General features: G+C 44.7%; 15 protein-coding genes. 12 read left to right on the forward strand and 3 right to left on the reverse strand.

The genetic code is table 11. From position 1 onward, the window contains the following. Nucleotides 1-267 precede the first annotated feature (267 nt). The 6 genes from ACE1OE_RS17390 (at nucleotide 268) to gloA (ending at nucleotide 3,952) form a co-directional block, all read left to right on the forward strand. Nucleotides 268-396: a hypothetical protein gene (locus ACE1OE_RS17390; RefSeq protein WP_449211810.1), complete on the forward strand. Its 129-nt coding sequence runs from the start codon at nucleotides 268-270 to the stop codon at nucleotides 394-396. Next, nucleotides 396-1,442 (forward strand): electron transport complex subunit RsxD, encoded by a 1,047-nt coding sequence (gene rsxD, locus ACE1OE_RS17395; RefSeq protein ID WP_372060806.1) that lies wholly within the window; start codon nucleotides 396-398, stop codon nucleotides 1,440-1,442. The genes ACE1OE_RS17390 and rsxD overlap by 1 nt, the downstream gene beginning before the upstream one ends. Nucleotides 1,443-1,447: 5 nt before the next feature. Next, nucleotides 1,448-2,080, forward strand: coding sequence for an electron transport complex subunit RsxG (rsxG, locus tag ACE1OE_RS17400; protein WP_449211869.1), 633 nt, complete (start codon nucleotides 1,448-1,450; stop codon nucleotides 2,078-2,080). After that, entirely contained in the window at nucleotides 2,077-2,766 is a 690-nt protein-coding gene (locus ACE1OE_RS17405; RefSeq protein WP_102470381.1) for an electron transport complex subunit E, read from the forward strand. The genes rsxG and ACE1OE_RS17405 overlap by 4 nt, the downstream gene beginning before the upstream one ends. Before the next feature lie 78 nt (nucleotides 2,767-2,844). After that, the gene (nth, locus tag ACE1OE_RS17410; protein ID WP_372078765.1) at nucleotides 2,845-3,480 is read left to right on the forward strand and encodes an endonuclease III; all 636 of its coding nucleotides are present in this window, start codon (nucleotides 2,845-2,847) and stop codon (nucleotides 3,478-3,480) included. A gap of 55 nt (nucleotides 3,481-3,535) precedes the next feature. Continuing rightward, nucleotides 3,536-3,952, forward strand: a complete 417-nt coding sequence (gene gloA / locus ACE1OE_RS17415) for a lactoylglutathione lyase (RefSeq protein WP_449211811.1) — start codon at nucleotides 3,536-3,538, stop codon at nucleotides 3,950-3,952. Nucleotides 3,953-4,066: 114 nt separating this feature from the next. On the opposite strand, the gene motY is transcribed toward gloA, so the two are convergent. Next, complete coding sequence (motY, locus tag ACE1OE_RS17420; protein ID WP_449211812.1) at nucleotides 4,067-5,068, reverse strand: flagellar protein MotY; 1,002 nt, start codon at nucleotides 5,066-5,068, stop codon at nucleotides 4,067-4,069. A 338-nt stretch (nucleotides 5,069-5,406) separates the two neighbouring features. Between motY and rnt the strand changes: the two genes are divergently transcribed. Beyond that, entirely contained in the window at nucleotides 5,407-6,057 is a 651-nt protein-coding gene (rnt, locus tag ACE1OE_RS17425; protein WP_449211813.1) for a ribonuclease T, read from the forward strand. A gap of 27 nt (nucleotides 6,058-6,084) precedes the next feature. Further along, nucleotides 6,085-7,410 carry a Na+/H+ antiporter family protein gene (locus ACE1OE_RS17430; protein WP_102467733.1) on the forward strand — a complete coding sequence of 442 codons (1,326 nt, stop codon included), beginning with the start codon at nucleotides 6,085-6,087 and terminating at the stop codon, nucleotides 7,408-7,410. Between the two features lie 139 nt (nucleotides 7,411-7,549). On the opposite strand, the gene ACE1OE_RS17435 is transcribed toward ACE1OE_RS17430, so the two are convergent. After that, nucleotides 7,550-7,885: a Grx4 family monothiol glutaredoxin gene (locus ACE1OE_RS17435; protein ID WP_102467732.1), complete on the reverse strand. Its 336-nt coding sequence runs from the start codon at nucleotides 7,883-7,885 to the stop codon at nucleotides 7,550-7,552. 315 nt (nucleotides 7,886-8,200) lie between these two features. On the opposite strand from ACE1OE_RS17435, the gene sodB reads away from it, so the two are divergent. The 3 genes from sodB (at nucleotide 8,201) to ACE1OE_RS17450 (ending at nucleotide 10,286) form a co-directional block, all read left to right on the forward strand. Next, nucleotides 8,201-8,785 (forward strand): superoxide dismutase [Fe], encoded by a 585-nt coding sequence (gene sodB / locus ACE1OE_RS17440; protein ID WP_102467731.1) that lies wholly within the window; start codon nucleotides 8,201-8,203, stop codon nucleotides 8,783-8,785. A gap of 120 nt (nucleotides 8,786-8,905) precedes the next feature. Next, nucleotides 8,906-9,406: a VC2046/SO_2500 family protein gene (locus tag ACE1OE_RS17445; RefSeq protein ID WP_449211814.1), complete on the forward strand. Its 501-nt coding sequence runs from the start codon at nucleotides 8,906-8,908 to the stop codon at nucleotides 9,404-9,406. A 205-nt stretch (nucleotides 9,407-9,611) separates the two neighbouring features. Then, nucleotides 9,612-10,286: an SDR family oxidoreductase gene (locus ACE1OE_RS17450; RefSeq protein WP_372060800.1), complete on the forward strand. Its 675-nt coding sequence runs from the start codon at nucleotides 9,612-9,614 to the stop codon at nucleotides 10,284-10,286. 172 nt (nucleotides 10,287-10,458) lie between these two features. Here ACE1OE_RS17450 and adhE read toward each other — a convergent pair whose 3' ends face one another. Further along, nucleotides 10,459-13,161: a bifunctional acetaldehyde-CoA/alcohol dehydrogenase gene (gene adhE, locus ACE1OE_RS17455; RefSeq protein WP_449211815.1), complete on the reverse strand. Its 2,703-nt coding sequence runs from the start codon at nucleotides 13,159-13,161 to the stop codon at nucleotides 10,459-10,461. 665 nt (nucleotides 13,162-13,826) lie between these two features. Here adhE and ACE1OE_RS17460 point away from each other — a divergent pair. Then, the gene (locus ACE1OE_RS17460) at nucleotides 13,827-14,465 is read left to right on the forward strand and encodes a YchE family NAAT transporter (RefSeq protein WP_102467727.1); all 639 of its coding nucleotides are present in this window, start codon (nucleotides 13,827-13,829) and stop codon (nucleotides 14,463-14,465) included. The last annotated feature ends 102 nt before the right edge of the window (nucleotides 14,466-14,567 follow it).

Genomic DNA, 14,567 nt, shown 5'->3' on the forward strand with positions numbered 1-14,567 from the left:
GCAGATGGGTAGAAGGGACAGGAGCCAGCCAACGCTGATACCGCTGCCGATGTCGACCCGAAAAAAGCCGCCGTTGCTGCCGCAATTGCTCGCGCCAAGGCACGTAAAGCTCAGCAAGCGGCAAGCGAACCTGAACCAGAAGTACCTGAGCTAGCCAACGCTGATACCGCGGCCGATGTCGACCCGAAAAAAGCCGCCGTTGCCGCCGCAATTGCTCGCGCCAAGGCACGTAAAGCTCAGCAAGCGGCAAGCGAATCTGAACCAGAATTGCCTGAGCCAGCCAACGCTGATACCGCGGCCGATGTCGACCCGAAAAAAGCCGCTGTTGCCGCCGCGGTGGCACGCGCCAAAGCACGCAAGTTAAAAAATGAACAACAAGATAAGGAGAACAACTAGTGTCGTTCTTTATTGCTAGCTCTCCACATGCTCATAGTCGTAAACGTACCCCAGATCTGATGAAGGGCGTTGCCTTGTGTGCGCTGCCGGGATTAATAGCGCAAAGCTACTTTTTCGGCTGGGGTACCCTGATTCAACTTGGTTTGGCCGTTATTATTGGTTTAACACTCGAAGCACTGATCATGTTGCTCCGCAAGCGTTCTCCTAAAAGAGCACTTAGCGACTACAGTGCACTCGTCACTGCATGGCTACTAGCGGTGGCTATCCCGCCAATGTCACCTTGGTGGATCGTGGTTATTGGTTTGATTTTTGCGATTATTATTGCCAAACACCTGTACGGTGGCTTAGGACAAAACCCATTTAACCCCGCCATGGTCGCTTACGTTGTGTTGTTGATTTCATTTCCGGTAGAAATGACAAGTTGGATCACTCCGCATTCACTAAGCGGCGAGTCAATTACCTTTCAGGATACGTTTTCACTGATTTTTACTGGCTTTGACGTTGATGGTTATTCCTTACAGCAAATCCGCACCGGTATCGATGGCATCACGATGGCAACACCACTGGATGCGTTAAAGACTGGCTTCAAAAACGGATATACCTCGACTGAAATATTCCAACAACCTATCTTTTCTGGTTTAGCGGGTATTGGCTGGGAGTGGGTGAATTTGGCTTACTTGGCAGGTGGGTTATTGCTCCTTAAATTGCGGGTTATTCAATGGCACATTCCAGCTGCTTTTATCGGTTCACTTATTGTTATCAGTGGTTTGTTTGCCCTCATTTATCCAGGTGAATCTGCCTCTCCGTTGCTACACCTATTGTCTGGTGCAACCATGTTAGGGGCCTTTTTTATTGCCACTGACCCAGTGTCGGCTTCAACAACGATAAAAGGTCGCCTTCTATATGGTGCTTTCATTGGTGTCATGGTGTTTGTTATTCGGACATGGGGCGGATTCCCAGACGGTGTCGCCTTTGCAGTATTACTTGCCAATATGTGTGTGCCGTTAATCGACTACTACACGAAACCTAGAACTTACGGACATTAATGACTATGTTAAACGCGATTCGTAAAAACGGACTAACATTGGCTATTTTTGCCTGCGCTTCTACTGGGATTGTGGCGTTGACGCAGTATCTGACAAAAGATCAAATCCTACAGCAAGAGCGAGCCCAGCTGCAGGCCACTTTGAATGAGGTTATCCCCCATTCTCTCCATGATAATGAATTGTATGCGTCATGTACGCTTGTCACCGATCCTTTGCTGGGTAGCGATTCTGCACAGCCACTCTATATTGCGACTCAATCTGGTGCGCCCACGGCGATGGCAATAGAAAGCATCGCACCTGATGGTTACAATGGCGCTATCCGTATTATTGTCGGCATCGATATTAATGGTGTTATATTGGGCTCTCGTGTGTTGTCTCATCAAGAAACGCCAGGGCTCGGTGATAAGATCGATCTTAGGATCACAGATTGGATGTTAAGTTTCACTGGTAAGCAAGTGACCCCTGACAATAACTCTGAGTGGGCCGTGCGCAAAGATGGCGGCCAGTTCGATTCCTTTACTGGCGCGACCATCACCCCTCGAGCAGTCGTAAAGGCCGTTAAAAATACGGTTAACTATGTTAATGCTAACCGCGACATTATTCTCAAGCAGCCGTTAAACTGTGGAGGTAAATCATGAGTACATCTAGACAACTCGCAAAAAATGGCTTGTGGGACAACAACCCTGCTCTGGTGCAATTATTGGGTTTATGTCCATTGCTCGCGGTCTCTTCAACGGTGACGAATGCCCTAGGATTGGGGTTAGCGACACTTGCTGTTTTAGTTGGCTCTAATGTCACGGTGTCACTCATTCGCGACTACGTCCCAAAAGAAGTTCGAATACCCGTTTTTGTCATGATCATTGCGGCGTTGGTGACCTGTGTTCAATTATTAATGAATGCTTACGCCTACGGACTCTACCTATCGCTAGGCATCTTCATTCCATTAATAGTGACGAATTGCATCATTATTGGACGTGCAGAAGCGTTTGCCTCCAAGAATGAAGTCTTGCCTGCCGCACTTGATGGCTTATGGATGGGATTAGGTATGACGGCTGTTTTAGTTTTGCTAGGCGCAATGCGCGAAATCATCGGTAACGGTACGCTCTTTGACGGCGCAGACTTGTTACTTGGAGACTGGGCGTCAGCGTTACGAATTCAAGTCTTTCAATTCGACAGCCAGTTCTTGCTCGCGTTATTACCCCCTGGCGCGTTTATCGGCGTAGGTTTTCTTATTGCGCTTAAGAATGTCATTGATAGAAAAATTGAAATGCGTCAGCCTAAACAAGACAAGCCTGCAATAGAAAGAGCAAGAGTGACAAACTAATCATGCTTCACCGATGTCTGGCACCGTTCGGACACGAATACTGAGCATTTATTCACTGGAAGAAAAAGTTAGTCAGCAATGAATAATATAAAAAGAAGACAAATTCTAGAACGACTCCGCGAGAACAATCCAAAGCCGGAGACCGAACTTAATTGGAGCAGTCCATTCGAGTTACTGATCGCCGTTCTTTTATCTGCACAAGCGACCGATGTGAGCGTCAACAAAGCCACAGACAAACTTTACCCTGTTGCTAATACACCAGAGGGCATTCTTGCTCTAGGTGTAGACGGGGTAAAAGACTATATCAAAACGATTGGCTTATTTAATTCAAAAGCTGAGAACGTGATTAAGACATGCCGTATTTTGGTTGAGCAGCACGCAAGCGTGGTCCCTGAAAATAGAGAAGCGCTAGAAGCGTTACCTGGTGTGGGTCGAAAAACCGCCAACGTCGTCTTGAATACCGCCTTTGGTTGGCCAACCATTGCCGTCGATACACATATTTACAGAGTCTCTAATCGCACTAAACTGGCGATGGGAAAAACGGTTGACGATGTTGAGGCGAAACTCCTCAAGGTTATACCCAGTGAATTTAAGCTCGATGTGCACCACTGGCTCATTCTTCATGGACGCTATACCTGCGTTGCACGCAAACCACGTTGTGGAAGCTGCATCATCGAAGATTTATGTGAATTCAAAGAAAAAGTAGACATATAGCCGAAGCGTTATTCGAAAATGCTCTGGCTATTACCGACAATTAAGGAGCAATGTCATGTCAAACGGTCGTATCTTACACACCATGTTACGCGTAGGGGATCTTGATAAATCCATTTCTTTCTATAGCGATGTGATTGGAATGAACCTGCTACGTAAAAATGAAAATACTGAATACAAGTACACGCTAGCATTTCTAGGGTTTGGCGACGAATCAGAAGGTTCGGTGATTGAGCTAACCTACAACTGGGGCGTTACTGAGTATGACCTAGGCTCAGCATACGGTCATATTGCCATTGGCGTTGATGATATCTACACCACTTGTGATGCAATTAAAGCGGCTGGCGGCAACGTCACTCGTGAGCCAGGTCCCGTTAAGGGCGGCTCAACTCAAATTGCATTCGTCAAAGACCCGGACGGCTACATGATTGAGTTAATCCAAAACAAGGAAGCAAGCGCTGGTTTGGAGGGGTAATAATCCCCCCTCAAATTATGCCCTTCTAATCAAAGAGCGTGCTTCCTAGCACGCTCTTTTCGTAACACTCACGTCATTGTCAATTCGTCATTAGGTAAGTTAGAATTAGGTAAGCTAGACATTTGTGCGCCCAAACGAGATGACAACACGTTGGTTTTTAGCTTTACCAATCGGTGAGGAGTTATCGGCTATTGGTCGACGCTTGCCATATCCCTGCACCTGAATTCGATCTTTGGGTAATCCCAAAGACTGAAAGTAATCCTGCAATATCAACGCTCGCTTATCAGATAGCTGCTGACTTTCACTCTTGGACTCTGTCGAATCAGTATAAGTAGAGACCAAGACTAAATCGATATTCTGGTTGAAGCGAACGTATTCGGCGATTTGCTGTAAGCGATGCTGCGACGTTTTATTTAACTGTTCGCTATTGGCATCGTAGTGAAGGATTGTAAACGAGATATCTTCGAAACTGTAAGGAAGCAGGTTAGCGATACACTGGCTGAACACGTTGTACTTGGCTTGAAATAATACCGATGATAATGCGACTTCTATCCGTTCATCTCGACTTTGCCAGTCTTGATAGCTAAACGTGGGATAGCGGCCTTTTTCAAGCTCACTCAATAAGCTCCATGCGGCTTGCCCACCAACGTACCCATCAAACTGTCTGAAAAACTGCAGGTTTGAAATGCGATCCGCGCTATCTCCTGGCCGCCAAGGCGGTGGCATAGAAACCAAACTTACATTGCGCGTCTCACCCATCGCTCTTCGCATCTTTAATTCAAAGTCTAGGTTCATCTTCTTACCTGCTTTGGAGGTAAATTGAGCATCACCAAAGTTAGGAATGGGGTGAACGAGCTGACATTCTAACGGAGTGTTAGTGACCATCTCCCACTGAGATTGTGTTGGTGTCGCGACATAACGTTTTTCAATTGCCGCTTCTGCTTGAGGTATCAGTAAACTAGAAAAAACGACTCCACATAGCAACGCACTAGATAACCCTCTTCTAGGGCGCAATGTTCTAGGTCGGAGAGTTCTAGGTTGCAAAGTCGTAGATAACAATGCCCCAGATAAAAACCGAGGTACCAGCGGCAATGTAGATGTGACATTCAATTTCATAGTGATAAATAGACTCAACGTTAGCGTCTTAGCGGCATATCATTGCCGCGACGATTCTAGATTATTAGATCTCTACTCAACACTGCAAAATCCTAGCCAATTATTTAAATTCATCACCAGGCATTGAAGAGGTTAACTTTTCACCACCCATTGCACTTGCTGTTGGTATATCACTACATAAGCTTCCACCGAATGCACATAACAACCGTTACCAATGAAAATGAGCAATAGATTCGATAAATAGCACCAAATAGTGACCAAATTAAATGCCGTGGCAGGTTTGTTATAAGGCCATTATCTGCAATAATGCAGCCTTCGCCACCACTGATAGATCTGAAATGACTGTAGAAAACGAAGCTCTCACCTTAAAAAAGCGATTCCGTGGCTATTTTCCTGTTGTTGTCGATGTAGAGACGGCTGGATTTAACGCCCAGACCGATGCGCTACTCGAAATCTGTGCCATCACTTTGAAAATGGATGATGAGGGAAATCTCGTCCCTGCTAGTGTTTTGCACTATCACATCGAGCCATTCGAAGGCGCAAACCTTGAAAAAGAAGCACTTGAGTTTATTGGTGTACGTGACCCTTTTAGCCCGCTTCGTGGCGCCGTACCGGAGCAAGAAGCGCTAAAAGAAATCTATAAAGTCATAAGAAAAGAACAGAAGCAGCACGACTGTAGCCGAGCTATTATGGTTGCTCACAATGCTAACTTCGATCACAGTTTTGTCAGTGCAGCGAATGAACGTTCAAAATTAAAACGTGTCCCTTTTCATCCCTTTGCGACTTTTGATACCGCCACATTGAGCGGCCTTGCGTTTGGTCAAACCGTTTTGGCAAAAGCATGTAAAACCGCAGGAATGGAATTTGACAACAAAGAAGCCCATTCGGCACTGTATGATACTCAGAAAACAGCAGAGTTATTCTGCCGAATCGTTAATAAATGGAAGGCTCTTGGAGGCTGGCCGCTTATTGACAACAATGAACAATAATTCAAACACAACATTTTAGAGCTTATTATGAACCCTGTCGTTATTTCCGTTTGCATCATGCTGCTACTCGCACTGATGCGTGTCAACGTAGTCGTTGCGTTGACCTTTAGTGCCATTGTTGGTGGTGTCGTTTCTGGTATGTCACTCACCGACGCAGTAAGCGCCTTTGAAGGCGGCCTAGGTGGCGGTGCAACCATCGCATTGAGTTATGCCATGTTAGGTACGTTTGCTGTCGCGATTTCCAAATCAGGCGTCACTGACTTGCTGGCGCAAAGTGTCATCAAACGCATCCATGGTAAAGAGAACGCAGCATCAGCGACTGGCCTAAAGTACGCGGTACTGGTTGCGCTAATCTTGGTGACGGTGTCCTCTCAAAACGTGATTCCAGTGCACATCGCCTTTATTCCAATTTTGATCCCACCTCTATTAGGTGTATTCGCCAAGATGAAGCTTGACCGCCGACTGGTTGCTTGCGTTCTAACGTTTGGTCTGGTCACGCCATACATGATTTTACCTATCGGTTTTGGTGGTATTTTCTTAAACAACATCTTGCTTAAAAACCTCCACGACAATGGGCTAGAAACGATTACTGCCGCTCAGGTACCAATGGCGATGATTCTTCCCGCCATCGGGATGTTGACGGGTCTGGCCATCGCGGTCTTCTTTAGTTACCGCAAGCCGCGTGAATACAAAGAAACTGAAATGACGCAGGTCGACAACGAACCTGCACACATCAACAAGAAAAACATCGTGGTTGCTTTAGCCGGTATCGTCGCTGCATTAGCGGTCCAGTTGACTTCTGGCTCGATGATTATTGGTGCATTAGCTGGCTTTATGGTGTTCACTTTCGGCGGCGTTATTGCTTGGAAAGAAACCCACGACGTGTTCACTAAAGGTGTTCACATGATGGCAATGATCGGCTTTATCATGATTGCGGCGGCTGGCTTTGCTGCGGTGATGAAGCAAACTGGCGGCGTAGAGTCTTTGGTTGAAGCACTATCGACGAGTATTGGCGATAATAAACCTCTCGCAGCCCTATTGATGCTTGTCGTCGGCCTGCTTGTGACTATGGGTATTGGTTCATCATTCTCGACCATCCCAATCCTTGCCACAATCTACGTGCCACTTTCGCTGGCCTTCGGGTTTTCTCCAATGGCAACGGTTGCACTTATTGGTACCGCCGCAGCGCTGGGTGACGCAGGCTCTCCGGCATCAGATTCGACCCTCGGTCCTACCTCTGGATTGAATGCTGATGGCCAGCACGAACATATCTGGGAAACCGTAGTACCTACGTTCATTCACTACAATTTACCACTGATTATCTTTGGTTGGATTGCAGCGATGGTGCTATAAACATCACCGATGAATTGCTTGTACGAGAATAGAAAATAACAAAAAGGCTTGGTCACTGACCAAGCCTTTTTCTATAATGTTGCCTAAGATGTCACGCTAATCTCAGCGAGTGCAGTAACATCAATTAGACCATTGCCTGCTATTCAGCATCACCAGCACTGCGTGCTGCTGCTTCTTTAATTAATGGTTGAAGTTCACCCTTCTGGAACATTTCCATGATGATATCGCAACCACCAACCAACTCACCTTCAACCCATAATTGTGGGAATGTAGGCCATTGAGCATAGCTAGGCAGCTCTGCGCGAATGTCTGGGTTTTGCAGAATATCAACATAGGCAAACTTCTCACCACAGCCCATTAGCGCTTGTGATGCCTGTGAAGAAAAACCACAGCTAGGCAGCTTTGGTGAGCCTTTCATATAAAGAAGGATCGTATTTTCTTCAATTTGCTGTTTGATTTTATCGATAGTTTCCATTGCTTCCTCGAAATACTAGTACTGCGGATGTGTTCACATTCTAGCGAATCGACACAGAATAAAAAGCACAATAATTATAAGGTTATATAATTAACTCGTTTTAGTGTGCATTTGGTGACAACAGACGCCATATTATCGACTAAAACAACCTAAATAGTAGGCTTTTGACGGTAAGAAAAGAGAGATATCTCTTTTAATAAAGTAAAAACTTGCTAAAATAGAAACCAGTCAGTCAATACATTGACTCATATATATAATAAATTGGAAGCAATCAAAGGGTTAATACCCCTAAACCACTCAATGGAGAAGCGAGCAATGGCATTCGAACTACCAGCACTTCCGTACGCGAAAGACGCTCTACAACCACATATCTCAGAAGAGACTCTGGAATATCATTACGGTAAGCACCACAACACATACGTTGTTAAGCTTAACGGCCTTGTTCCTGGTACTGAGTTTGAAGGCAAAACATTAGAAGAAGTCGTGAAGACTTCAACTGGTGGCATTTTCAATAATGCAGCACAAATCTGGAACCACACGTTCTACTGGCACTGCCTAGCGCCAAACGCGGGTGGTGAACCAACAGGCGCCGTTGCTGAAGCAATCAACGCAGCATTTGGTTCTTTTGAAGAATTCAAAGCTAAGTTCACGGATTCTGCAATCAACAACTTTGGTTCTTCTTGGACTTGGTTAGTGAAAAAAGCAGATGGCACACTCGACATCGTCAACACTTCAAACGCAGCCACTCCGCTGACTGAAGAAGGCGTAACGCCGCTGCTAACCGTTGACCTTTGGGAACACGCTTACTATATCGATTACCGCAACGTTCGTCCTGATTACATGAATGGCTTCTGGGCGCTTGTAAACTGGTCTTTCGTTGAAAAAAATCTAGCTCAATAAACTAGAGTTTCAACTGATTTTATAAAACCTGCCTTGTGCAGTTTTTTTTATTTCAGTTGAAAAGAAACCCTAAAGTGCCCCTCACACTTGCCGATAAAGAGAGTGAACATCGAGGGTACTATGCAAATTCATACAGTAGACAAAGCAAATTTAATCAACGAATTACAATGTGGCACATCACTTAGCCGTGCCGTTGTCCAAGGTAGACGCGCGGATTTTTCATTGTTATTGTCTATGCTAAGCCATGACTCTCGAGAAACTAGCGTAGTAGAAGAGTTTGACACCTCTATTACTGATGAAAAAGCATTAAAAAAGAGATTTGATGTTCCCACAGCCCAGAAGCTCAAAGGGGATCTCGACGATTATAGTAACTCGGCAGCCATAGCAAACCAATTCCATCAAGGCGGCCTAGCAAGCGCAAAATTACATCATTATCGTTCTCCGGAACCATTGAGTTTTCAACCTGTCGACACTCAAGGCTTAGCCGAAGAGGTCTATCAAAATCTATCTGGTCACACTCGCCGACAACTGAGCAAGACAAAAACAAATCCGACGATCGATATTTTGTATAATCAGCTCTCCACGGCTTACAGAAAAGACCAAATTTCAATTCGATTATAACCACTTAACAAAGGTGGCAATGAATGCAACATCGACATTCGCTCTCATGCGGATTGTGATGAGTTGCATAATTAGTCGCTCCCAACCCTACTCATATGCAAAACTTTGACACCATTCACATCTCATCTAATTTTTATATACCAAGTTAATAACTTGCTGACGTTACCTTTTTAGGTGCAACCGACCCCCCTTATTCGGAGTCTTTATGGTTATTGATAACTCAATAGTACTCATCACATCTGCTGGAACTACCCTAGGTGCGATGCTTGCTATTCACTTTTCTCGTTTAGGGGCACACGTCTTTCTTTGTGATACAAGTGACTCTCGATTACAGAATACCTACCAGCGCTGCCAAAATTTAACTCAGCGAGTTGATAAAATTCTAGTGAGTGACATTTCCATCTCGTCCATAGAAACGTTGTTTGATACCGTGGAAAGCCGCTCAGGTCGAACGCCTGATGTTCTCGTTAATCATTGGCTCTCCTTACCTCAGCAGTCATTAACGAATTCAGTATCCGGCGAGGCGTTTATTACGCAATTTTCACTATTGGCATCGAGCCTTTTCATGTTTGGGCAAGTGGCGGCCGAACGAATGTCTAGCGGCCAGTCTGGTGTCATCGTTAACGTTGTTGCTCAAGAGCCAGACCAACACCACAGTGATCTAGAGAATACGACCTCAATGGTCACAGGTTTTACTAAGAGTTGGGCAAAAGAACTTGAGCCTCATAATGTTCGTGTTGGCGGCGTTATACCGGTGAAAAGCCACAACTTTAACCTTTCTGGGAACTGGTCTGAAATACAAGACGAGTTGACGCGTACGACCGAATACATCATCACCAATGACTACTTTAGCGGTCGAGTTGTTAGCACGGAGGCGTAGTTATATGGTTCTTTACACTTGCGCTGGCTGCCTACTAAGACGGTTTAATTGAAGCAGCACCCTATTCTCAAACCACGCTTTTCAAGCGATAAAAAAAGCCCCTCTTCTTTTGAAGAGGGGCTTTGATCTTTTCCCGAAATAGTATTCGTGCTAGCGAAAACTACGTTCTCAATTAAGCGTTAGCTTTTTCTTTTTTTGCTTTTGCTGCTGGCTTAGCCGCTTGTTGCTCGTCTGTTTTCTTAATAACAGTCGTGCCTTCAAACGTTTCACCTTCAACAAACGCTTTACCGTAGTAAGAAGCCGTTAGTACTTCTTTCAACTCACTGATTAGTGGGTAACGTGGGTTAGCACCAGTACATTGGTCATCAAATGCTTCAACTGACAACTGGTCTAGTTTCGCTAGGAAGTCAGCTTCTGGAACACCAGCAGCTTGAATTGATAGCGGGATATCTAGTGCAATTTTCAGCTCTTCTAACCATGCTAGTAGACGCTCAATCTTCTGAGCAGTACGGTCACCTGGTTGGCTTAGACGAAGGTGGTCAGCAACTTCTGCATAGCGACGACGAGCTTGTGGGCTTGCGTACTGAGAGAATGCTGTTTGCTTCGTTGGGTTATCGTTCGCGTTGTAACGTACCGTGTTAGAAATCAACAATGCGTTAGCTAAACCGTGTGGTACGTGGAACTCAGCACCCAGTTTGTGCGCCATTGAGTGACATACACCTAGGAAAGCATTCGCAAACGCGATACCAGCGATTGTCGCGGCATTGTGTACTTTCTCACGAGCGATTGGGTCAGCGGCACCATTTGCATAGCTTGATGGTAGGTATTCTTTAAGCATCTTAAGTGCTTGTAGAGCTTGACCATCTGAGTATTCGTTCGCTAGAACTGAAACATAAGCTTCTAGAGCGTGAGTTACTGCATCGTAACCACCAAATGCTGTTAGAGACTTAGGCATGTTCATTACTAGGTTTGCATCAACGATAGCCATATTTGGCGTTAGCTCGTAATCCGCTAGTGGGTACTTAGCACCTGTTTTGTCGTCAGTTACAACAGCAAAAGGAGTAACTTCAGAACCTGTACCTGAAGTAGTAGTAATACATACTAGTTCAGCTTTCTCACCCATTTTAGGGAACTTGTAGATACGTTTACGGATGTCCATAAAGCGCATTGCGAGTTCTTCGAAGTGAGTTTCTGGGTGCTCGTACATTACCCACATGATCTTCGCAGCATCCATTGGAGAACCGCCACCTAGTGCTAGGATAACGTCAGGCTGGAAGCTCTTCATTGCTTCAGCGCCTTTCTCAACAACAGACAATGTTGGATCTGCTTCTACATCGAAGAATGTTTGAACTTCGATACCTTGAGCTTTAAGTAGCTTAACGATTTCATCTGCGTAGCCGTTGTTGAATAGGAAACGGTCTGTTACTAGGAATGCACGCTTCTTACCTTCTAAGTCGCTCATTGCGATTGGAAGGCTACCACGACGGAAGTAGATTGACTTAGGTAGTTTGTGCCACAACATATTTTCAGCTCGCTTCGCTACAGTTTTCTTGTTGATAAGGTGCTTAGGACCTACGTTCTCAGAGATAGAGTTACCACCCCATGAGCCACAACCAAGAGTTAGAGAAGGTGCAACGTTAAAGTTGTAAAGGTCACCGATACCACCATGAGTAGTTGGGATGTTTACAAGAATACGAGCCGTCTTCATTTTGTCACCGAAGTAACGGATACGATCTGCGTTAGTGTCTTGGTTAGTGTATAGACCAGATGTGTGGCCGATACCGCCAATTTCAACCATAGTCACAGCTTGTGCTACTGCGTTCTCGAAAGAAGAAGCACGGAACATACCTAGAGTTGGAGACAGTTTTTCGTGAGCAAATTCATCATCGTAAGACACTTCACCGATGCCTTCACCAACAAGAATCTTAGTATCTGCAGGCACTTTAACACCCGCCATCTCAGCGATAGCTGTTGCAGGTTGACCTACGATCTTCGCGTTTAGGTTACCGTCGATTAGTAGTACTTTGCGTACTTTATCCGCGTCAGCTTTGCTTAGTACATGAGCTTTGTGAGTAGCAAAACGCTCTTTCACTTCGTCATAAACTTCGTCCATAACGATAACTGCTTGCTCAGAAGCACAAACTACGCCGTTATCGAATGTTTTAGACATAAGAACAGAAGCTACAGCACGTTTGATGTCTGCAGTTTCATCAATAACAACAGGAACGTTACCTGCACCAACACCGATTGCTGGTTTACCTGATGAGTATGCTGCTTTAACCATGCCTGGACCACCAGTTGCTAGGATAAGTGCAATACCGTCGTGCTTCATTAGCGCGTTAGAAAGCTCAACTGAAGGCTGGTCAATCCAACCAATGATGTCTTTTGGTGCGCCTGCTGCTACTGCTGCATCAAGAACAAGTTTTGCTGCGTCGTTGGTAGAGTTCTTAGCACGTGGGTGTGGTGAGAAGATGATACCGTTACGAGTCTTCAAAGAGATAAGCGATTTGAAGATTGCTGTTGATGTTGGGTTCGTTGTTGGAACGATACCACAGATGATACCAACAGGTTCTGCGATAGTCATTGTGCCGAATTCTTCGTTCTCTTCAAGAATGCCACACGTTTTTTCATCTTTGTATTTGTTGTAGATAAACTCAGAAGCAAAGTGGTTTTTAATTACTTTGTCTTCAACAATACCCATGCCAGACTCGGCTACCGCTTGTTGCGCTAGAGGAATACGAGCTTGGTTGGCAGCGAGTGATGCTGCACGGAAGATAGCGTCTACTTTCTCTTGTGAGTAAGTTGCAAACTCTTCTTGTGCTGCTTTCACGCGTGCTACGAGTGCATCGAGTTCAGCTAAATTAGTTACAGGCATAGTGGATCTCCTAAAAATATAAAATATAAAAAACTAAAAACTTTTTAGTAAGTTAGCTGGCTAAACTTATACGCTGCTCTAGCCAAATCAGCTCTACTTAGTAAATTGCTTTCATGACTGAGTATAATATTTCACGACGCGAAAAAAATTGACTCAGATCAGTTCTGAAAAGTTATTTACCCACTTAGTAGTAACCATTAAGGATAGCAACAACTAACCTATTGTTTATCAACAAATAAAAAGCCAAATTCCCGTCGATTAAAAAAGTAGCAATCAAACAAAAATCTGAAAAAAATCACGCAAAAATGTAAAAAAGTTTCATTTTTGTACAATAAATCCAAGTAAAACACGCTCCGCGTGCTACAAATAGTATATACAACCCACCCATGTCAGCCATCAGTTATTGACACTTTATTAAAAAGTGCGCCATTGATAACATTTTTCATACATCTCTCAGCCGAAGAGCCAAAAAAACCGACGTAAAATTTCATATTTCTTCACAAATGACTTGGAATACAAACTCATTAGTTTTTCCATTGTTTTTTTGTTTGGAACGTTAGATTTTTTCATTCGCCAAAATGAACGTGTTGGCGTACATTAGCGCCAACTGAAGCGGCATTAAAATGCCGATAGGATTGACTCTAATTTTTTCGAAGAATACGCCCATGAACAACATCGAACTTGCCATTTATTTACAGTTTTTCTTAGGCTTGGTGGCTGCGGTTAACCCCGTTGGCATTATGCCCGTATTTGTATCGCTTACCGGACACATGTCTCCCGAAGACAAAAACAAAACCGCTGCAACGGCCAACGTTGCCGTTGCTATCATTTTAATCGTGTCGCTATTAGCCGGTCAGGTATTACTGGATATGTTCAGTATTTCTCTGGATTCTTTTCGAGTCGCGGGTGGGTTGCTGCTATTGAGCATCGCTTTCTCAATGATGTCGGGTAAATTAGGTGAAGATAAGCAAAACAAACAAGAAAAATCCGAATACGTCAGTAAAGAGCAGATCGGCGTTGTGCCATTAGCGATGCCATTAATGGCCGGCCCCGGTGCTATCAGTTCCACCATCGTATATGGTGCGCGTTACCCTGATATGATTGAAACCATCGGAATTATTATCACCATTGCCTTATTCGCACTCTGTTCATGGCTTTTGTTTCGCTCTGCACCCTTGATTGTCCGCTTTCTTGGACAAACGGGTATTAACGTCATCACCCGTATTATGGGGTTAATACTGGGCGCGCTAGGCATTGAATTTATGGCCAACGGGCTAAGAGCCCTATTCCCAGGCCTTGCTTAGCAAAAAAAAGACATCCATCAGCCCTTCTGACGGGAGGGCTTGCACCAAAGATCCGATTGTCATTCGACTGGTATATAATAGTAGGTAACCTTTTCAGCTTGT

This window comes from Vibrio sp. E150_011, assembly GCF_053544015.1.